General features: G+C 43.9%; 20 protein-coding genes. 17 read left to right on the top strand and 3 right to left on the bottom strand.

The window, feature by feature from the left end; translation table 11 throughout:
• The first annotated feature begins 14 nt into the window (after positions 1–14).
• The 11 genes from A5867_RS02260 to truA all read left to right on the top strand — a co-directional run bounded on the left by A5867_RS02260 (position 15) and on the right by truA (position 7,123).
• Positions 15–659, top strand: coding sequence for an adenylate kinase (locus A5867_RS02260; protein WP_005227100.1), 645 nt, complete (start codon positions 15–17; stop codon positions 657–659).
• 188 nt (positions 660–847) lie between these two features.
• Positions 848–1,066, top strand: a complete 219-nt coding sequence (gene infA, locus A5867_RS02265; RefSeq protein WP_002288695.1) for a translation initiation factor IF-1 — start codon at positions 848–850, stop codon at positions 1,064–1,066.
• Between the two features lie 32 nt (positions 1,067–1,098).
• On the top strand, positions 1,099–1,215 hold the full coding sequence (rpmJ, locus tag A5867_RS02270; RefSeq protein WP_002288710.1) for a 50S ribosomal protein L36: 117 nt from the start codon (positions 1,099–1,101) through the stop codon (positions 1,213–1,215).
• 17 nt (positions 1,216–1,232) lie between these two features.
• Entirely contained in the window at positions 1,233–1,598 is a 366-nt protein-coding gene (gene rpsM / locus A5867_RS02275; RefSeq protein WP_005227102.1) for a 30S ribosomal protein S13, read from the top strand.
• 27 nt (positions 1,599–1,625) lie between these two features.
• The gene (rpsK, locus tag A5867_RS02280; protein WP_005227104.1) at positions 1,626–2,015 is read left to right on the top strand and encodes a 30S ribosomal protein S11; all 390 of its coding nucleotides are present in this window, start codon (positions 1,626–1,628) and stop codon (positions 2,013–2,015) included.
• A gap of 79 nt (positions 2,016–2,094) precedes the next feature.
• Positions 2,095–3,033: a DNA-directed RNA polymerase subunit alpha gene (locus A5867_RS02285; RefSeq protein ID WP_008376367.1), complete on the top strand. Its 939-nt coding sequence runs from the start codon at positions 2,095–2,097 to the stop codon at positions 3,031–3,033.
• 70 nt (positions 3,034–3,103) lie between these two features.
• Positions 3,104–3,484 (top strand): 50S ribosomal protein L17, encoded by a 381-nt coding sequence (rplQ, locus tag A5867_RS02290; RefSeq protein ID WP_003128038.1) that lies wholly within the window; start codon positions 3,104–3,106, stop codon positions 3,482–3,484.
• Between the two features lie 271 nt (positions 3,485–3,755).
• Positions 3,756–4,592 carry an energy-coupling factor ABC transporter ATP-binding protein gene (locus A5867_RS02295; RefSeq protein WP_005227109.1) on the top strand — a complete coding sequence of 279 codons (837 nt, stop codon included), beginning with the start codon at positions 3,756–3,758 and terminating at the stop codon, positions 4,590–4,592.
• Positions 4,568–5,434 carry an energy-coupling factor ABC transporter ATP-binding protein gene (locus A5867_RS02300; protein ID WP_005227111.1) on the top strand — a complete coding sequence of 289 codons (867 nt, stop codon included), beginning with the start codon at positions 4,568–4,570 and terminating at the stop codon, positions 5,432–5,434. Before A5867_RS02295 ends, A5867_RS02300 begins: the two co-directional genes overlap by 25 nt.
• Positions 5,424–6,221, top strand: coding sequence for an energy-coupling factor transporter transmembrane component T (locus A5867_RS02305; protein ID WP_005227113.1), 798 nt, complete (start codon positions 5,424–5,426; stop codon positions 6,219–6,221). Before A5867_RS02300 ends, A5867_RS02305 begins: the two co-directional genes overlap by 11 nt.
• 155 nt (positions 6,222–6,376) lie before the next feature.
• Positions 6,377–7,123 carry a tRNA pseudouridine(38-40) synthase TruA gene (truA, locus tag A5867_RS02310; protein WP_060791592.1) on the top strand — a complete coding sequence of 249 codons (747 nt, stop codon included), beginning with the start codon at positions 6,377–6,379 and terminating at the stop codon, positions 7,121–7,123.
• Positions 7,124–7,183: 60 nt separating this feature from the next.
• Here the strand turns inward: truA and A5867_RS02315 are convergent, their stop codons facing one another.
• A complete protein-coding gene (locus A5867_RS02315) occupies positions 7,184–8,494 on the bottom strand; it encodes an MFS transporter (RefSeq protein ID WP_087626779.1) in 1,311 nt (436 codons plus the stop codon).
• 311 nt (positions 8,495–8,805) lie between these two features.
• Here A5867_RS02315 and A5867_RS02320 point away from each other — a divergent pair, with 311 nt between their 5' ends.
• Positions 8,806–9,792: an Rgg/GadR/MutR family transcriptional regulator gene (locus A5867_RS02320; RefSeq protein WP_074934444.1), complete on the top strand. Its 987-nt coding sequence runs from the start codon at positions 8,806–8,808 to the stop codon at positions 9,790–9,792.
• Between the two features lie 209 nt (positions 9,793–10,001).
• Here the strand turns inward: A5867_RS02320 and A5867_RS02325 are convergent, their stop codons facing one another.
• A complete protein-coding gene (locus tag A5867_RS02325; RefSeq protein WP_087626780.1) occupies positions 10,002–12,650 on the bottom strand; it encodes a YfhO family protein in 2,649 nt (882 codons plus the stop codon).
• 162 nt (positions 12,651–12,812) lie between these two features.
• Positions 12,813–13,001, bottom strand: coding sequence for a 50S ribosomal protein L28 (gene rpmB / locus A5867_RS02335; protein ID WP_003128045.1), 189 nt, complete (start codon positions 12,999–13,001; stop codon positions 12,813–12,815).
• A 266-nt stretch (positions 13,002–13,267) separates the two neighbouring features.
• Between rpmB and A5867_RS02345 the strand changes: the two genes are divergently transcribed.
• The 5 genes from A5867_RS02345 to acpP all read left to right on the top strand — a co-directional run bounded on the left by A5867_RS02345 (position 13,268) and on the right by acpP (position 18,919).
• A complete protein-coding gene (locus tag A5867_RS02345) occupies positions 13,268–13,630 on the top strand; it encodes an Asp23/Gls24 family envelope stress response protein (RefSeq protein WP_005227125.1) in 363 nt (120 codons plus the stop codon).
• A gap of 46 nt (positions 13,631–13,676) precedes the next feature.
• Positions 13,677–15,359 carry a DAK2 domain-containing protein gene (locus A5867_RS02350; RefSeq protein WP_005227126.1) on the top strand — a complete coding sequence of 561 codons (1,683 nt, stop codon included), beginning with the start codon at positions 13,677–13,679 and terminating at the stop codon, positions 15,357–15,359.
• A gap of 111 nt (positions 15,360–15,470) precedes the next feature.
• On the top strand, positions 15,471–17,501 hold the full coding sequence (gene recG, locus A5867_RS02355; RefSeq protein ID WP_087626781.1) for an ATP-dependent DNA helicase RecG: 2,031 nt from the start codon (positions 15,471–15,473) through the stop codon (positions 17,499–17,501).
• Between the two features lie 45 nt (positions 17,502–17,546).
• The gene (gene plsX / locus A5867_RS02360; RefSeq protein ID WP_087626782.1) at positions 17,547–18,566 is read left to right on the top strand and encodes a phosphate acyltransferase PlsX; all 1,020 of its coding nucleotides are present in this window, start codon (positions 17,547–17,549) and stop codon (positions 18,564–18,566) included.
• Positions 18,567–18,676: 110 nt separating this feature from the next.
• Positions 18,677–18,919, top strand: a complete 243-nt coding sequence (gene acpP / locus A5867_RS02365; protein ID WP_005227129.1) for an acyl carrier protein — start codon at positions 18,677–18,679, stop codon at positions 18,917–18,919.
• Positions 18,920–19,163 lie beyond the last annotated feature (244 nt).

Consider the following 19,163-nt stretch of genomic DNA (forward strand, 5'->3'; position numbering starts at 1 on the left):
CAGGAGGAATTAGAATGAACTTCATTTTAATGGGATTACCTGGTGCTGGAAAAGGTACTCAGGCAGAACGTATCGTTGCTGAATACGGTCTTCCTCATATTTCAACAGGCGATATGTTTCGGGCTGCGATGGCGAACGAAACAGAACTAGGCCTTAAAGCAAAATCATACATGGATCAAGGCGCATTAGTTCCTGATGAGGTTACAAATGGGATCGTTAAAGAACGTTTAGCTGAACCTGATACCGAGAAAGGTTTCTTATTAGATGGTTTTCCTCGTACATTGGATCAAGCAAAAGCGTTAGATGAGATGCTAGCTGACCTTAACAAAAAACTTGATGCCGTTATTGATATTCATGTTCCTGAAGAAGTTCTTGTAGAACGTTTAGCCGGCCGCTTCATGTGCCGCAATTGTGGGGCAACTTATCATAAATTGTTCAATCCTCCAAAAGAGGAAGGAACATGTGATCGTTGTGGAAGTCATGACTTCTACCAACGTGAAGATGATAAGCCTGAGACGGTCAAAAATCGTCTAGCTGTCAATATCAAAAGCAGTGAACCAATTTTGACTTATTACAAAGACAAAGGGTTATTGCAATCGATTGATGGGGATCGCGACATCGACGCTGTATTCGAAGATGTTCAAAAGATCATTGACTAATCATAGATTGCCCGAGTCCAACTTGCAGCTTAAAACTTTCTCTTGAAATCTTTGACAGGATATGATAGAATATGTCAGTCCGACTTCTACTTTTTATTAAGTAGGAGCATAGTTTGAGAATATCAGGTGGGAACCGAGTTTCCGCCATTTTATCGTGTGAAAATCACAAGTACAAGGAGGTACTGTGCGTGGCAAAAGAAGATATGATTGAAGTCGAAGGTACAGTCGTCGAAACTTTGCCGAATGCAATGTTTAAAGTAGAATTGGAAAACGGACACCAAGTTCTAGCGACCGTTTCTGGTAAGATCCGGATGCACTACATTCGTATTTTACCTGGAGACAAAGTGACGGTGGAATTATCCCCGTATGATCTGAACCGTGGCCGCATTACTTATCGCTTTAAATAATTGTACTCCGTAAAACCACAGGAGGTATTATCATGAAAGTAAGACCATCAGTAAAACCAATGTGCGAACATTGTAAAGTAATTCGTCGTAAAGGACGCGTTATGGTGATTTGCCCAGCAAATCCAAAACATAAACAACGTCAAGGATAATCGGAGGTGTAACAAATATGGCTCGTATTGCAGGAGTAGATATTCCTCGTGATAAACGTGTGGTCGTTTCACTTACTTATATCTATGGTATTGGTAACACGACTGCAAAACAAATTTTAGCTGACGCTGGCGTGTCTGAAGAAGTTCGCGTTCGTGATTTAACGAATGAACAAACAGATGCTATCCGTGCGGAAGTTGATAAATTAAAAGTTGAAGGTGACCTTCGTCGTGAAGTGAACTTAAACATCAAACGATTGATGGAAATCGGTTCTTACCGTGGAATCCGTCATCGCCGTGGATTGCCAGTTCGTGGACAAAACACGAAAAACAATGCACGTACTCGTAAAGGCCCGTCTAAAACAGTCGCAGGCAAGAAAAAATAATTCCTAAGTGAAGGAGGTTAAAACTTCATGGCAGCAAAAAAAGTGAGTCGTAAACGCCGTGTGAAAAAGAATATTGAAGCGGGTATTGCACATATTCACTCAACATTCAATAATACAATCGTAATGATCACTGATACTCATGGTAATGCATTAGCATGGTCATCAGCTGGTTCATTAGGTTTCAAAGGAAGCAAAAAATCTACTCCTTTTGCCGCTCAAATGGCAGCAGAAACAGCTACCAAAGCAGCAATGGAACACGGATTAAGAACTGTTGAAGTAACAGTTAAAGGACCTGGTTCTGGACGTGAAGCAGCAATTCGTTCATTACAAGCAGCAGGTTTGGAAGTGAGTGCGATCCGTGACGTGACTCCAGTCCCTCATAATGGATGCCGCCCTCCAAAACGCCGTCGTGTTTAATGAGTGCTGCTCATTTTGAGTGTAACAAATACGTCATTGAACAAGACACTTTTCGTTTTGAAAGGGGTAATAGATAAGAATGATTGAATTCGAAAAACCAAGAATCGCAAAGATTGATGAAGACAAAGATTATGGCAAGTTCATCGTGGAACCTCTTGAAAGAGGCTACGGAACTACACTAGGAAATTCCCTACGTCGTATTTTATTATCTTCTTTACCTGGTGCGGCAATCACCAATATTCAAATCGATGGAGTTTTACACGAATTCTCAACTGTTAAGGGTGTTCGGGAAGACGTTGCTCAAATCATCTTGAATATTAAAGGTCTTGCATTGAAAATGTACGGGGATGAAGAAAAGACCCTTGAAATTGATATTTCAGGACCTGCTACAGTAACTGCTGGCGATATCATCGTCGATAGTGATGTAGAAATCCTTAACAAAGATATGTATATCTGTACCGTTTCTGAAGGTGCTACGTTCCATGCTCGCTTAACAGTGAAACCTGGCCGCGGCTACGTTCAAGCGGACGAAAACAAAAAAGAAGACATGCCGATTGGCGTTCTTCCAGTCGATTCAATCTATACACCAGTACGTCGTGTCAACTACCAAGTAGAAAACACACGTGTCGGTCGTCGGGATGATTTCGACAAATTAACGATGGAAATATGGACTGATGGCTCAATCGAACCATTGGAAGCAATGAGTTTGTCTGCGAAGATCATGACTGAACATTTAGACATCTTTGTTAACCTAACGGATGAAGCGAAAAACGCTGAAATCATGGTTGAAAAAGAAGAAACACAAAAAGAAAAAATGTTGGAAATGACGATCGAAGAATTAGACTTATCTGTTCGTTCATACAACTGTCTAAAACGTGCAGGAATCAATACTGTACAAGAATTGACAAACAAATCTGAACCAGAAATGATCAAAGTAAGAAACTTAGGCCGTAAATCTCTTGAAGAGGTCAAAGTGAAATTACATGATTTAGGTTTAGGACTACGTAAAGACGATTAAACCGTTTTCGATTACGTTAGTTCGGTTCGTCTGACCGATACAACATTCGAAAGTGAAGGAGGGAAACCACGTGAGTTATCGTAAACTAGGACGCACATCTAGCCAACGTAAAGCGATGTTGCGTGATTTGACAACTGATTTATTCATTAACGAACGTATCGTTACGACTGAAGCTCGTGCGAAAGAAGTTCGTTCAACTGCAGAAAAAATGATCACTTTAGGTAAACGTGGTGATTTGCATGCACGCCGTCAAGCAGCAGCATTCGTTCGTAATGAAGTTGCAAGTGTACGTGAAGAAAACGAAGAAGTAGTTATTGAATCAGCATTACAAAAATTATTCAATGATATCGCTCCTCGTTACACAGATCGCCAAGGTGGATATACTCGTATCTTGAAAACAGAACCAAGACGCGGAGATGCTGCACCAATGGTTATCCTAGAACTTGTTTAAAATCACACTTATCATCACTTTATAGATGTTTACTAAGAGTGTTATGATGTTGGAAGAAACTTTCCGAGTCTAGCTCAGCGCCTACACCTCGATGTATTTCGAGGTGTACGCACTCATCATAAAGTGCTTTTTTTTTACTTTCGATTACCTGTCAAGACAGGTAATGGCAAGTGAAAAAAAGATCTGGAGACAAATCGTGCGTGAATCATTGAAAAACGTGCGCTTTTTTGGTAGTGTTAGAAAGAATTAATCGCAAATGAAGGAGTCTATCATGAAGCCAATCATTGAATTGAATGCTATTACTGTGCGTTATAGCGAAGAAGAGCGTGCCGCGTTAAATAACGTATCCTTTTCCATCAACAAAGGGGAATGGGTGGCGTTGATCGGCCATAACGGCTCTGGTAAATCAACTTTAGCAAAAACCATCAATGGCTTGATCTTGCCGCAAGAAGGCAGTGTTTCTGTCGGCGAATTGCCTTTGAATGAAGAAAATATCTGGAATATTCGAAAAATGGTCGGTATGGTCTTTCAAAACCCTGACAATCAATTCGTTGGTTCGACGGTGGAAGATGATGTGGCTTTCGGTTTGGAAAATCAAGGAATCCCGCGAGAAGAAATGCTGGTTCGTGTCAAAGACGCTCTGGAACAAGTACGGATGAGCGAGTTTGCGACCCGGGAACCCGCGCGTCTTTCTGGTGGTCAAAAACAGCGGGTAGCCATTGCTGGCGTAGTTGCATTGCGCCCAGATATCATCATTCTTGATGAAGCCACTAGTATGCTAGATCCAGAAGGCCGTGAAGAAGTGATCGCAACGATCAAAAAAATCAAAGAAAAAAACAATTTGACCGTGTTATCGATCACCCATGATATCGATGAAGCAGCCAACGCCAATCGGGTGCTGGTGATGCGTCAAGGAGAGCTCGTCCGCGAGGGGACACCCGCAGAGATTTTTTCTGCAGGTCCAGAACTGATTGAGCTAGGCTTAGATCTGCCATTTCCTGAAAAATTAAAGGCGGCACTAAAACAGCGGGGCGTCACGGTACCGCAAGCGTACTTAACTGAAGAAGGGATGGTGGATTGGCTATGGACATCCGTTTTGAACAAGTAGGATTCACCTACCAACCGCATTCTCCGTTTGAACAACGGGTTTTGTTCGATATTGATTTAGAGATCAAAGAAGGCTCTTATACTGCCTTAGTCGGTCATACAGGGAGCGGAAAATCTACGTTGTTGCAGCACTTGAATGCATTATTAAAACCAACGACCGGCACGGTCACGATCGGTGAGCGAGTCATCAAACCCGAGACAGACAACAAAAATCTAAAACCGTTACGTAAAAAAGTCGGGATCGTTTTTCAATTTCCTGAATCCCAATTATTTGAAGAAACCGTTGCGAGAGATATCGCTTTTGGACCGAAAAACTTTGGGGTCTCCGAAGAAGCAGCCAAAGGTTTAGCCCAAGAATACATTCAATTGGTAGGTTTAGATGAAAGTTTTCTGGAACGTTCACCCTTTGACCTTTCAGGGGGCCAAATGCGCCGTGTAGCGATTGCTGGGGTCTTGGCTATGGAACCAGAAGTTTTGGTCTTAGACGAGCCGACAGCTGGCTTAGATCCACAAGGACGCAAAGAGATGATGGAAATGTTTGATCGCCTGCATCGGGAAAAGAACATGACGATCATTTTAGTGACCCACTTGATGGATGATGTGGCAAACTATGCTGATTATGTCTATGTGTTAGAAAAAGGCCGTCTCGTCAAAGCAGGCACGCCGTCCGTTGTGTTTCAAGATACTGCCTGGCTGCAAGAAAAGCAGTTAGGCGTACCGACAGCAACCGCATTTGCGGAGCAACTACAAGCCAGAGGATTGGCATTTGAGCAGTTGCCGCTAACAGCTGATGAGCTGGCAGATGTTTTAGTAGCAAAGGGGGCGATTGCCCATGATGAATAAACTGATTTTCGGTCGTTTTATTCCCGGGGACTCCTTGATTCACCGCTTAGATCCACGAGTCAAATTGATTGCTAGTTTTTATTTTATCGCGATTATCTTTTTGGCGAATAATTGGCAAAGCTATTTATTAGCGGGTGCTTTTACGCTCTTTTGTATCTCCTTTTCAAAAATCGATTTTGGCTTCTTTATTCGAGGCGTGCGACCTTTGATTTGGCTGATTTTATTTACTGTGGCGTTACAGATTTTATTTACTACCGGCGGGGACGTCTACTGGTCTTGGTGGATCTTTAACATCACAGAATTTGGTGTCCAAAACGGGATTTTTATTTTTTGCCGTTTTGTTTTGATCATTTTCATGTCGACCTTGTTGACGTTAACGACACCCCCATTAGAGCTTTCAGATGCGATCGAATACATTTTGCGTCCTTTAAAAGCGATCCGTTTCCCTGTCCATGAAATCTCACTGATGCTGTCGATCGCGTTGCGCTTTGTGCCAACCTTGATGGATGAAACAGAAAAAATTATGAATGCTCAGCGTGCCCGCGGGGTCGATTTCGGCGAAGGGGGACTGTTGCAGAAGATGAAGGCGATCGTTCCTTTATTGATTCCTTTATTTGTCAGCAGCTTTAACCGTGCGGAAGATCTAGCTACCGCTATGGAAGCCAGAGGCTATCAAGGCGGCGAAGGGCGTACGAAGTATCGGATTTTGCACTGGCATCAACGGGACACATTGGTTGTCATCGTTTTTGCGCTCTTTACAGTAGCGTTAGTGTTCTTAAGAGGATAATCAAAGACCTATGATTGAAGTCAACCCGCGAAAGGTTCTTAACGAAGCAACGAGGCTGCTGGCGATCCCAGCGGCTGGTTCGAAAAGGCCTGTCGATCGATCAGACTTTTCTCATAGGCTTTTTTGTGAAAAAATAGAAAGAAACAGGTGATTCAATGGTCCGCTATAAAGCGACGATCGCTTATGATGGCACGAATTTTCAAGGATTTCAGCGTCAACCCAATGGACGAACGGTTCAAGAAGAGATTGAGAAGACATTAACGAAGATGAACAATGGGCAGCCGATTCAGATTCATGGCTCTGGCCGCACCGATGCGGGTGTCCATGCGCAAGGGCAAGTGATCCACTTCGATTTCCCTCAAAAGCGCCCCCTGGAAAAAATGCGCTTTGGTTTAGATACCCAAACGCCAGAAGATGTTGCGGTAAAATCGGTGGAGATCGTTGACGATACCTTCCATGCCCGCTACTTAGTCGTTGAAAAAACCTACCAGTTTCGAGTGGACATTGGGAAACCTCGCAGTCCTTTCCGCCGTCATTATGCCAGCTATTATCCGTATCCGCTAGATTTGGAAAAAATCCAACGAGCGTTGCCAGATTTTTTAGGCACCCATGACTTTACCAGTTTTTGTGCGACGGGCAGTTCCGTTGATGACAAAACACGGACGGTCCATGAAGCATCCATGGCAGTCAATGACGCTGGAGATGAGTTGATTTTCACCTTTCGCGGCGATGGATTTTTGTATAAGATGATTCGGATCATGGTGGGCACATTGCTGAAAATCGGCAATGGACGCCTCGCACCTGACAGTATTCCTGCAATCATTGCGCAAAAAGACCGAAATGCGGCAGGACCCACAGCTCATCCAGAAGGATTGTATTTGGTTCACGTTGCCTATGAATAAGGAAAAACACAAGCTTCGCTGCTCTTATCCAACAAGAGAAAGCGAAAGCTTGTGTTTTTATTATTTCTCAGGCAAAACAGGGGTGGTTTCTTGCCAATTCTCAGTCCTTTCCGCTGCCTTCTTAGGCGCAGCAGTGGGGGGTGTTTTTTCTAAGGTACTGGCAGCGACTAAGGCAGCGATCGCTACTAAAAATGCAAAAAGCAAGTAAAGCAGCCAGCTCCAAGCCACGTGATAGCGATTGCCGATGCCTAAAAAGACCATTTGTCCGACGGGCCCCCCTAGCATCACAATGGTGGAAAAGATCCCGCTGCTGATGGCGAGATGTTCTTCATCGATCTCACGAATCAGATGTGCCGAAAAGCGAGGATTGATTTTTCCAATCAGATAGCCTTCAGCAAAGAGCAGCGCAATCATAAGCCAACGGTTATGCAGAAAGAGAAAATTCAAGGTCAATAGACATAAAACGAAGGAGGTATACGCAATCAAGCGAACCAGACCAGTATTCTTGAACCAGTCGGCAGCAAACAAGGCGCCAGCGACCATGCCGATGGAAGTTGCGATGCCTGCCATCGCAACGGTGTTGCCATAAGTGGCAAACCAAAGCGCAAGGTCATCCAACAGCTGGAGATTTAGTAGACCGCTCGTGCTAGCAGCTAAGGTATTGATCAGTAAGGCAAAGAGGATCATCTTTTTAAGAAAAGCTGTACCAGTCAATAATTTAAAGGTTTCCGAGAAATTCTGAAAGAGTGGTGTTGGTGCTTGATTGATTTTCCCTGGCACCGCATAAAAGAGCGAGCGGTTCCAGAAGATCACGATGGCGGCTAAGAAAAACGTCACGGCATTGATCAAACCAAAAGCGGCAAAATTATTATTCAGTAAAATGATCCCCCAAGCACCGATCCCTTGAAAGACGATTTGAACGGTGGTTTGACACGCCATTTGAAAGCCCATGGCACTGTCTAAGGCGTCAGCAGGCACAAGACGGCGAACATAGGGCAGCTGCAACCCAGAACAATAAGCGCCCAAACAATCAGATACAATGTTGATGCCTAGCAAAAGGAAGAAAGACCATAAACTAGGCGGCAGTTGGATCAAAAAAGCGAGTGCTACAAAAAGGACTCCTTGTAATAGTCGACTGCTGATCATCCATTGCACTTTGTTTCTGGTACGATCGGCTAGATAGCCAGTCAGGATCCGTAAGAGATCAGGGACTAACAGTGCCATGGAGGCTAAGGAAACAGCAAGGGCATTAAAGGGTAATGTACTGGCATAAACTACAAAGACGATATTAAATAAACTCATGCCGATGCCGCTGAGTAAGGCGGCGTTGACTAAGGCACGATAGCCTTTGTTTTGTTGATATTCTTTCATCGAAATCATCCTTTCACGTTCTACGTTGTAAAATCAGTATAGGATGCTTTATACTAAGAGAAGAAAATATTCCACTATAGTGGAATTAAAATGTACCAGGAGCGTACCAGAGGTTACTGTCACGAGTGGCTAACAGCTAAAAGAGTGGCATGTAAATAGGGTACCGTAGATTTTGTTCCTCAACATTTTATAAGGTTGAATCTAAATTTGAATCTAGATTTGAATCTAAAATAGTAGCATTTAATGGCAGAGCTTCATTCGTAAAGCAAGTTTGGTTTGGCGTTTGCAGACTGATCGCTAGGAGGATGGTTATGGAAGAAGGAAAACTGTACCGACAATTGCGCAAAGAGCGCGGCTATACGATCGCTCAAGTGGCGGATGAACAAAACAGTCGCTCGTTTATCAGTAAATTTGAGCAAGGTGCTTCAAGTATCAGTATTCATCGATTGGAACGCTTATTAGAAAATATCCATGTTACGGTAGAGGAGTTTTATTATTTACGTGCGCAGCAAAAAGGCATAAAAAGTCACGACAACCTGATGAGCTTCCCCAGCTATATGACGAGCGAATTTATGGATTTACTGGATCGAATTTTAGGGATCAACAAAGAAGCTTTCTTGAGTAACGCCCACGCCCAGCGAAGCAAAGAAGGGTTGGAGGAAATGCGCAGCGAACTGATCGCCGCTTCCAAACAGCATTCTTTTGTTTTTCTTTACCTTGAGATCACAAAGGAGATACATGAAATCAATCTATCAGGTCCTAAACCCAATCACTCTTCTGGTGACTATATGGAAAAGCTGCGCACCAAAACTCGCCCCGTCATTTCCTACCTTACGAAAGTAGACAACTGGGGCGTTTATGAGATTTTGCTGTTTCGGTATTTTCAATTCTTGTTTCCAGTCGAAACCTCCTATCACTTACTGCAGATCGCTATTTCCCGCACCAAAAAAGAACAAGGCTTGTCCTTGATGCGAGAAATACAAATGGATTTGATTTTTAGTTGTTTTACGACGTTTGTCAATTTTCGCCGCCTGGAGTGGGCAAAAGAGGTGTTGACCATTGCAGAGGAATTATTGGCAGATCGCGGAGATATGCTAAACAGCACGCATCTTCTTTGCTATCAAGGGTGGTACTGGTATATTTATGGCGATCAAGAAAAAGGACTGTTGAAAATCGACCAAGGGCTTTCAATCTTTCGCGTCTTGAAACAAACCAAAATGGTTAACTTATGGGAGCGATCGTTGCACTCCATCAAGAAAAATGCGGAAGAACCTAACAGTTATCTTATGTTTCGCTAAACGCTCTAAGGGCTAACGGGCTAGGCATTTGGCCCCGCATCGAAGGGAACCTAGTCGGTAGTGGAGGCTAAGGCCACTAGAGCGAACAACTGCGGAACGCCAGCACAAAAAAAGAACCAAACTCACCGATCATTGAGCGACACCCATAAGTCAGCGTTTGCTCTAACTTATGGGGAGCGCCTCAAAAAGACGAGTTGGTTCTTTTTCGATTAGGTTTCTGGTGGTTGATCCATGAGTTGACGTTGGTCGTCTAAAACTTGCTTTTTGGCTACTTGTTTCTGGTAAAACCAAGCAAACAGGATAAACAATGCGATGCAGCCGAAGAACAAGCAAACACCGATAACAAAGCCTTGCGGCAAGAAGGACAGTTCCAAGTGATGGGTGCCACTTGGGATCGTCACACTGATAAAGCCGTCTTGAAAAGCAGTGATTGGAACTTCTTTGCCGTCAAGCGTAGCAGTCCAGCCCTTGTCATAAGGGATGGTCGTTACAAGCTGCTGCTCTTTTTCAGTCGTGATATCGGCTTTGGCACTGCGTTTGCCGACCGTCATAGCGACCCCTCGATCTTGGATCGCATCAATTGCTTGTTGGTAGGCGTTGGTATCCAAGGTCACGACTTGCGGGTTTTGGAAGGAGATTTCAGGCGTTCCGTAGAAGCTGACGGTGAATTGAACCGTCGTATCGGTCTCATAGTGCCCTAAGTCGTAGTATTGACCGTTGATACTGATTTGCGTTTCTCGCTGCTGACCGTTGACTGTCACGGTGGCAGATGAGCTTTCCAATTCCCCAAAGTTGGCAGGGAAAAGACTCAAGTATGCTTGCGAGTTCGCTGGAACCTCCACTTGCCAAGTCACTTCTTTTGCGACATTGCTTTCTTGCTCGGTAAATTTCATATACATGCCGTCATTGGTGATATCTGTATTTTTACTATGGATCACCGTGATCGGCTGAAAGGCAAAATACTCTAAATTTAAATCGGCCAAGCCATTGAAAAGATTTTTCTGGCTCGTCAAGTTGTCATTTTGCGGCTGTTCAATCGATTCAATGGTCGGTTCAGCCAAGAAACCTAGCGGTAACGCATTTTGATTCTCATAAAGCTTGTATTCACCAGATTCCCCCACACGTTGAAAGCCGTATTTGGTGAGATTTGGCTTGGAGATATTGTATTTGATCCCTGTAAAAGCATCCATCAGCAAGGTATTATTCGGATAGCGGATATTTAAATTGGTGCCGCGGGACCGAAAGCCCAGCTTATCCAGGTAGCTTGAGGAATTGCGGTTACGGATCGAAGAAAACATGCTGACACCGCTGTAGCCATAATTGATACTGTCGTTGGAAGAAACAGGATCAAGGTTTTCTAATCGGAAAAAGGTATCATTGTCTTCGTTGGCTTGAGTGACTAGTTTTTTGATGTCCGGATAAGGTTCTGTATACAAACTACGAGAAGCATAGTTCCAATCATTCAAAATTCCGCGAACCATGCCGCTCGTATTGACGGCCATTTCTCCGCAGACGAAGATCAGCATCAAGATCGTCACTCGTTTTTGTGTTAAAAGACCTAATTGCCCGAACCCAATACATAACAAGTAAAGAACAAAGAATACGATCGTTAGCGCAAAAGAAGTAGCGGAAACATATTCATAGGTTCCAGGTCCTTTCAATGCGTAGGAGAGAGCAAACACCACGATCGTAGAAAGACCAATAATGAGAAACAATCCGCGCTCTTTTTGCTGCAGCTGCTCCCACCCGTATCCCGCCAGCATGATCACTAAGAAGGAGAACAAATAGGCATAACGGAAAAGGAACATATTTGGGGCATGCATCCCGTGCCAAAAAAGATTCATCGGCACGATATAAAAACTGGCGATCAAAACAGCAAACATGCCAGCGTATAAGAATTTATCCTTCAAGCGAATTTTCTTCGAAACAAAATATAAAATACACAACAGCAGCGGCAATAACCCGATATAGATGAAGGGAATGGAGCCGTATTTTGTCGTATCGTAAACACCGATCATGTTTTTCATCACAAGGTCAAAGACATCGGTGGCTTCGGTTTTAAAGGAAGATATCGTCGTCAATTCTTCCCCGTTTGAGCGTAAATCCAATAAGGCAGGTAAGATGATCACCATTGAGGCGCCGCCAGCTAACAAGGAGGTGATGCCGTAAGGGATGATCGCCCCCCGAGCTTGCTTCCAGTTGCGACCCAACTGAACCAAGAAATACATCACGGAAAAGAGACCGATCATAAAGCCCATGTAAAAACTGGATAAAAATAACAGCAGATAACTGATAAATAACACGACTGGTTTTTTCTTTTTCACTAAACGGTCAATACCTAAAATCACTAGCGGTAGATAGATCATGGCATCAAGCCACATGATCAGTTCCGAATGGGCGGTGATGAAGGACATCAAGGCATAACAGACGGCTAAGGTCACATGCTGCCAACGTTGGATCTTAAAGGTTTGGCTGGCATAAAACCAAAACGCCAAGCCCGCACTGCCGATCTTGATCAAGGTCAAGAAGTACAACGCATCTGGCATCAGCTGATTTGGGAAAAACCAGACCAGAGGAGTGAAGATCCCGCCTAAGTAATAGGAGATCAGTGCCAGATAATTCAAGCCTAAAGAGGCATTCCATGTATAAAAGATACTTTGCTTGCCTAAGAGCATATTGCGAAAGCTGGCATGAAAGTTTGAGAATTGCGAAAAGGCATCACTGGCTAAGACACTGCGGCTGCTGCCAGGGTAGATGCCGATGGTCAAATAGATCACTGCCATGATAAGAAACGGCAAGAAGAAACTAGCAAGCATATAAGGCCAATGTTGTTTGGCAAATGTTTTTATTTTCGTCACAAGAAGTCACCTGTTCTTTATCAATTTTTTCTTAGTTTACCACAGGTGAATCGATTAAAAAAACAAAGACCTGTTTTCTTTAATGAAAACCTAAGTGAAAGCGCACCAAAGAAAAAAGGGTACAAAAAAAGCCGTTCAAAACGAACGGCCGAAAAGGTCTAATTATACGCGCTCAACTTTTCCAGATTTCAAAGCACGAGTTGACACCCAAACTTTTTTAGGTTTTCCGTCAATCATAACGCGAACTTTTTGCAAGTTAGGTTTCACAGTACGTTTTGTCGCATTCATTGCGTGAGAACGATTGTTTCCACTTGTAGTTTTACGTCCAGTAAAGTAACAAACTTTAGCCATGTGGTTATTTCCTCCTTTGCCTTGATGTTGGAGCGCTATTTCAGCTCATACCATCTGAATTTATCACAGAAAGGTGAAAAAAGCAAGAGTAATTTTCAAGAAACATTGACTTTTCCCGGTAAACATTGTAAATTAAACAAGGTCGAAATGCAAGACGTTTGGTCAGAAAGCCCCTTTTCATATGTCTCATCCTTTTATTTGCGGTACAGCTATGATAAAATATGTAAGAAGAAAGATGGGTCATGCCCATTGAAGGAGGCTATAAAATGGCTGTAAAAATTCAAACCTCATCAGGTATTATTGAAATCAGCAATGAAGTCATTGCAACAGTGGTCGGAGGCGCAGCAACAGATGTGTTCGGCATTGTTGGTATGGCTAGCAAGAAACAAATCAAAGATAACATCAATGAAATTTTACGAAAAGAAAATTATTCTCGCGGTGTCGTTGTCCGCCAAGAAGAAAACGGCATTGCAGTGGATGTATACACGATCGTCAGCTATGGAACAAAAATTTCCGAAGTTTCCCGCAACGTGCAGGAAAAAGTGAAATACAACTTAGAAACGATGCTAGGTGTATCTGCGAACTCGGTGAATGTATTTGTTCAAGGCGTACGTGTACTGCCAGATTAGGCAAGGGATCCGTTCATGGCGGATGATTTTAAGGAGGACTATCTAAGTGAAGGTAACGAATATCAGCGCAAGTCAGTTTCAAGAAATGGTGCAGGCAGGCGCGGCTCGTCTACAAGTTAATGCAGAGTTTGTCAACTCATTGAATGTGTTTCCTGTTCCAGATGGAGACACTGGGACAAACATGAATCTATCCATGACCAGTGGAGCAAAAGCGGTCGCAGATGCGACTTCAGAAAACGTCGGCGATCTTGCCGCTACACTTTCAAAAGGACTATTGATGGGCGCACGTGGGAATTCTGGCGTCATTTTATCTCAATTATTCCGCGGTTTTTCTAAAGCTATCCCGACCGCAGAAACACTTACTGCACCAGAATTGGCTCAAGCCTTTACTCATGGAGTAGAAACCGCCTATAAAGCAGTCATGAAACCTGTGGAAGGAACCATCTTGACTGTGGCACGCATCGCAGCTGAATATGGCGAGAAAAAAGCACAAACTACCGATGATTGTATCGAAGTGATGAAAGCCGTGGTTCACGGTGCAAAACGTTCATTGGCGAAAACCCCAGATCTATTGCCCGTCTTAAAAGAAGTCGGCGTGGTAGATAGCGGCGGTCAAGGATTGTTGTTCATTTATGAAGGCTTCTTAAATGCGTTGACGGGTGAATACCCAGCCGATGAAATCTTCGAACCTTCCCCAGCGGCTATGGATGAAATGGTCAATGCCGAACATCATCGCAGCGTTCAAGGACACTTAGCGACAGAAGATATCACCTTTGGTTACTGTACAGAAATCATGGTGAAGATCGGTGAAGGTCCGACTGTAGATAGTGAATTTGATTATGAAACATTCCGTAATTACTTAAATGAGTTAGGGGATTCCTTATTAGTGGTCAACGACGATGAGATCATCAAAGTCCATGTCCATACGGAACATCCTGGCGAAGTCATGAATTATGGTCAAAAATTCGGCTCATTGGTGAAAATCAAAGTCGACAACATGCGTCTTCAGCATGAAACGATTTTGGAACACGACCAGCAAGGTGCAAAACCTGCACCAGTGAAACGTCCACGGACACCATTTGCGATCATCGCGATCGCGGCTGGCGAAGGCTTGAAAGAATTGTTCACTAGCCTGGGTGCTTCATATGTCATCAGTGGCGGCCAAACGATGAACCCAAGTACGGAAGACATTTTGTTGGCGATCAATGAAGTTAATGCCGACCAAGTGATCGTTCTACCAAATAACAAAAATATCTTTATGGCTGCACAGCAAGCAGCGGAAGTTTCCGAGATTCCAGTAGCGGTTGTTGAAACACGGACGATCTCACAAGGGATGACAGCGATGCTGGCATTCCACGAGCAATCCACACTAGCTGAAAATCAGCAAGCTATGACCGATGTCTTAGCAAGTGTTGTCAGCGGATCAGTGACTCATGCGATCCGTAATACATCAATTGATGGCATCGAAATTACAGAAGGCGACTTCTTAGGAATGGTCGACGGAAAAATCGTTGTTTCTGTTCCGGATCGTTTCTCTGCTTCCATGACTACCTTAGAAAAAATGATCACAGAAGATACTGAGATCGTCACCATCATTATCGGTGAAGAAGGCAAAGCCAAAGAAGCAGCGAAAATTGAAGAAGCGATCGTTGAGCTGCATCCTGAGATCGAAGTAGAGATCCATCAAGGCGATCAGCCAGTTTATCCGTATCTTTTCTCAGCAGAATAAACAAATTAGGCGGCGGGGGCAAAAATCGTAGATGATTTTTGGCTCCGTCTTTTTCTATGAATGCAGGAATCTCTGCAATAAATAAAATTACTTTGGAAAAGGAGGGTACCTATGCTGAATCAGCCACTTACGGTATTAAAGGGTGTCGGAGAAAAACGCGCCCAAGACTTGGCGAGTTTAGGGATCGAAACCATTGAAGACCTGCTGAAGTATTATCCGTTTCGTTATGAAGACATTCAAGAACGGCAATTAGCGGAGATTCAAGACCAAGAAAAAGTAACGATCAAAGGGATCGTCGTTTCCCCGCCGGTCGTCAATCGCTTTGGCTATAAAAAAAGTCGGTTGCAATTTCGCATGATGCAAGACCACGATGTCTTTAATGTCTCCTTTTTCAATCAGCCTTATTTGAAGGATAAAGTAGAGGTTTCAGAAGAGATCGCCGTCTATGGCAAATGGGACGCCAAACGCAAAGGACTGACGGGGATGAAAATTCTCGGCAGCAAGAGCGCAGAAGACTTTGCCCCCATTTATCATGTCAATAAAGCCGTGCGTCAAAGTGTGTTGATCGAACTGATCAAACAGGCATTCCTTGATTTTGGTGATCAAATCACAGAGATCTTGCCTTTGTCATTGATTGAAAAATATCGCTTGTTGGATCGGAAATCCGCGATGTTTGCGATGCACTTTCCTAAAGATCCGCAAGAGAGTCATCAAGCGAAGCGTCGGGTGATTTTTGAAGAGTTCTTTTTGTTCCAAATGCAGATCCAAGGACTGAAGAAAAGCGAAAAAGCCGAGAAAAACGGCTTGGCGATCAATTATGATGTGCAACGCTTGAAAGAGTTTACTCGTAAACTGCCCTTTGAATTGACGAATGCGCAAAAGCGCGTGACCAATGAAATCTGCCATGACCTGAAAAGTCCGCAGCACATGCAGCGACTCTTGCAAGGAGACGTAGGAAGCGGGAAAACAGTCGTGGCGGCGATCGCCCTTTATGCCACGATGACGGCTGGCTTTCAGGGCGCACTGATGGTGCCGACTGAGATTTTGGCTCAGCAGCACCTAGAAAGCTTGAATCAGCTCTTTGACCCCTTAGAAGTGACCACCGCTCTTTTGACAGGCTCGACCAAACCAAAAGAACGGCGGGTCATCTTAGAACAATTAGCAGCTGGGGAGATCGACATCATCGTTGGGACCCATGCGCTGATTCAAGAAGGGGTGGATTTTGCACATCTAGGCTTAGTCATCACCGATGAACAACACCGTTTTGGCGTCAATCAGCGAAAAGTCTTACGGGAAAAAGGCTATCTGCCTGATGTGCTCTTTATGACCGCCACGCCGATCCCTCGTACGTTAGCGATCACGGCTTATGGCGAAATGGATGTTTCGGTGATCGATGAAATGCCAGCAGGACGGATTCCTGTAGAGACTCGCTGGGTCCGTCCGCCGCAGTTTGAATCGATCTTAGAGTGGGCGCAAAAAGAATTGGCACAAGGGCATCAGATGTATGTCATCTGTCCTTTGATCGAGGAATCCGAAATGCTGGATGTCAAGAATGCCACGGAGATTTATGAGCAGCTGCAAAGTTACTTTTCTCCTACTTATCAAGTGGGAATGCTGCATGGGAAAATGAAGAATCAAGAAAAAGACAGCATCATGGAAGCTTTCAAAGAAAATCAACTGCAGATCTTGGTTTCCACGACGGTCATCGAAGTAGGGGTCAATGTCCCCAATGCGACAGTGATGCTGATCATTGACGCCGATCGCTTCGGGTTAGCCCAGCTTCATCAATTGCGTGGACGGGTAGGGCGCGGTGCCGATGCTTCTTACTGTATATTGATCGCAAACCCGAAGAATGAGACAGGGGTCGAGCGAATGAAGATCATGACAGAAACCACCAACGGCTTTGTTGTCAGCGAAAAAGATTTGCAGTTGCGAGGACCAGGAGAAGTCTTCGGCAATCGACAATCGGGCTTGCCAGAGTTTGCGGCTGCCGATTTGGTCGCAGATGCCCATATTCTAGAAGTGGCACAAGTCGAAGCTTCCCAGCTTTGGCAAAAAAATGGCTGGCAGCTGTTGCCAGAATTTTCGGCATTGGCGAACTATTTAGCAGCAAAAAAAGCAGACAAACAATTTTTTGATTAAAGAATATGCTATACTGATTGGGAAAATGAAGGGAGTGGCAGCGAGATGCGGATTGCTGTTGATGCAATGGGCGGAGACAACGCCCCAAAAGCGATCGTAGAAGGAGTCATGCTGGCAAAAAAAGACTTTCCAGAGATTGAATTCCTCCTTTACGGAAAAGAAAATGAAATCAAAAAATACATGACGGATGATAAAAATGTCACCATTATCCACACGGATGAAAAAATCAATAGTGATGATGAACCTGTCAAAGCGATCAGACGAAAAAAAACCGCCTCAATGGTCTTGGCAGCACAAGCGGTCAAAAATGGTGAGGCAGATGCGATTTTTTCAGCTGGAAATACTGGGGCCTTATTAGCGGCTGGTTTGTTTATCGTCGGTCGGATCAAAGGGATCGACCGTCCCGGATTGATGTCCACGATGCCAGTGATCGGCAAAGATGCTGGCTTTGACATGCTGGATCTAGGTGCCAATGCCGACAATAAACCAGAACATTTGGCAAACTATGCCGTCTTAGGGTCCTTTTATGCCCAAAAAGTTCGCGGGATCAATCGACCACGGGTCGGCTTGTTAAATAACGGAACGGAAGAAACCAAAGGCAGTGAATTAACGAAAAAAACCTTTGAACTGCTTTCGCAAGACCCGACGATCCACTTTATCGGCAATGTCGAGGCTCGGGAATTATTGGATGGTGCAGCTGACGTCGTCGTGACAGATGGCTTTACTGGAAATGCTGTTTTGAAATCGATCGAAGGAACCGCCTTGAATTTGATGGCGCTGTTGAAACAATCGATTCTCGATTCTGGTGCCAAAGGGAAATTAGGCGCATTATTATTAAAAGATGCGTTGCGGAAAGTGAAAAATGAAATGGATTATGCGAAACACGGCGGTGCCGTATTGTTTGGGTTGAAAGCACCAGTCATCAAAACTCATGGTGCGACAGGACCAGAAGCGGTGGCGTACACCATCAAGCAGATCCATACGATGTTAGCGACAGATGTCGTGGCACAATTGGTCGCCCATTTTGAAGAAATGCCGACTGACAAAGACGAAACGCAATCATAATGCAATGATTGTAATGAAATTGCAAAAATATCTAGACAAAAAGCATAGAAAGCAGTACAATGTTTGTTAGCCATTCTATGTTTTGTGCAAACGCGTGGAGGTGAAGCCAGTTGACACGAGATGAAGTATTCAAGAAAGTTGCGGTCGTGATCGCCAATCATTTTGAAATTGACGCAGAGAACGTAACGGATACGATGAGCATTAAAGACGACTTGAACGCTGATTCGATCAGTGTGATGGAATTCGTCCTTGAACTAGAAGATGAATTTGGTACCGAGATTTCTGATGAAGATGCCGAGCAGATCGAAACAGTCGGTGGAGCGGTTGATTATATTTCAAGCCATCTTGCTTAAGACAGACATAAGAGCTAAGTCCTAGATGACTTAGCTCTTTCTTTCTCATAATTGATCCGCAGTGATTTTGAGCGGCTTTTCTTTGGTAGCGGAATCTAAAAAACGGTCGTTAAACCTGACATGACGGCGTTGAAAGCATAATGTAAATTTTCTGAAAATTCAGTGTATTAACTTTTCTGGGACTTGCATTATTGGTGGCATTTCTATATAATTATTAAGAATATATTATACAATGTTAAGAAAG

This window comes from Enterococcus sp. 6D12_DIV0197, from assembly GCF_002174385.1.
Taxonomy (GTDB): Bacteria; Bacillota; Bacilli; order Lactobacillales; family Enterococcaceae; genus Enterococcus_D; species Enterococcus_D casseliflavus.

Coding starts and splice junctions, on each gene's coding strand:
- A5867_RS02260 (WP_005227100.1), top strand. CDS start 15: ATGAACTTCATTTTAATGGGATTACCTGGTGCTGGAAAAGGTACTCAG.
- rpmJ (WP_002288710.1), top strand. CDS start 1,099: ATGAAAGTAAGACCATCAGTAAAACCAATGTGCGAACATTGTAAAGTA.
- rpsM (WP_005227102.1), top strand. CDS start 1,233: ATGGCTCGTATTGCAGGAGTAGATATTCCTCGTGATAAACGTGTGGTC.
- rpsK (WP_005227104.1), top strand. CDS start 1,626: ATGGCAGCAAAAAAAGTGAGTCGTAAACGCCGTGTGAAAAAGAATATT.
- A5867_RS02285 (WP_008376367.1), top strand. CDS start 2,095: ATGATTGAATTCGAAAAACCAAGAATCGCAAAGATTGATGAAGACAAA.
- A5867_RS02295 (WP_005227109.1), top strand. CDS start 3,756: ATGAAGCCAATCATTGAATTGAATGCTATTACTGTGCGTTATAGCGAA.
- A5867_RS02300 (WP_005227111.1), top strand. CDS start 4,568: ATGGACATCCGTTTTGAACAAGTAGGATTCACCTACCAACCGCATTCT.
- A5867_RS02305 (WP_005227113.1), top strand. CDS start 5,424: ATGATGAATAAACTGATTTTCGGTCGTTTTATTCCCGGGGACTCCTTG.
- truA (WP_060791592.1), top strand. CDS start 6,377: ATGGTCCGCTATAAAGCGACGATCGCTTATGATGGCACGAATTTTCAA.
- A5867_RS02315 (WP_087626779.1), bottom strand. CDS start 8,494: ATGAAAGAATATCAACAAAACAAAGGCTATCGTGCCTTAGTCAACGCC.
- A5867_RS02320 (WP_074934444.1), top strand. CDS start 8,806: ATGGAAGAAGGAAAACTGTACCGACAATTGCGCAAAGAGCGCGGCTAT.
- rpmB (WP_003128045.1), bottom strand. CDS start 13,001: ATGGCTAAAGTTTGTTACTTTACTGGACGTAAAACTACAAGTGGAAAC.
- A5867_RS02345 (WP_005227125.1), top strand. CDS start 13,268: ATGGCTGTAAAAATTCAAACCTCATCAGGTATTATTGAAATCAGCAAT.
- recG (WP_087626781.1), top strand. CDS start 15,471: ATGCTGAATCAGCCACTTACGGTATTAAAGGGTGTCGGAGAAAAACGC.
- plsX (WP_087626782.1), top strand. CDS start 17,547: ATGCGGATTGCTGTTGATGCAATGGGCGGAGACAACGCCCCAAAAGCG.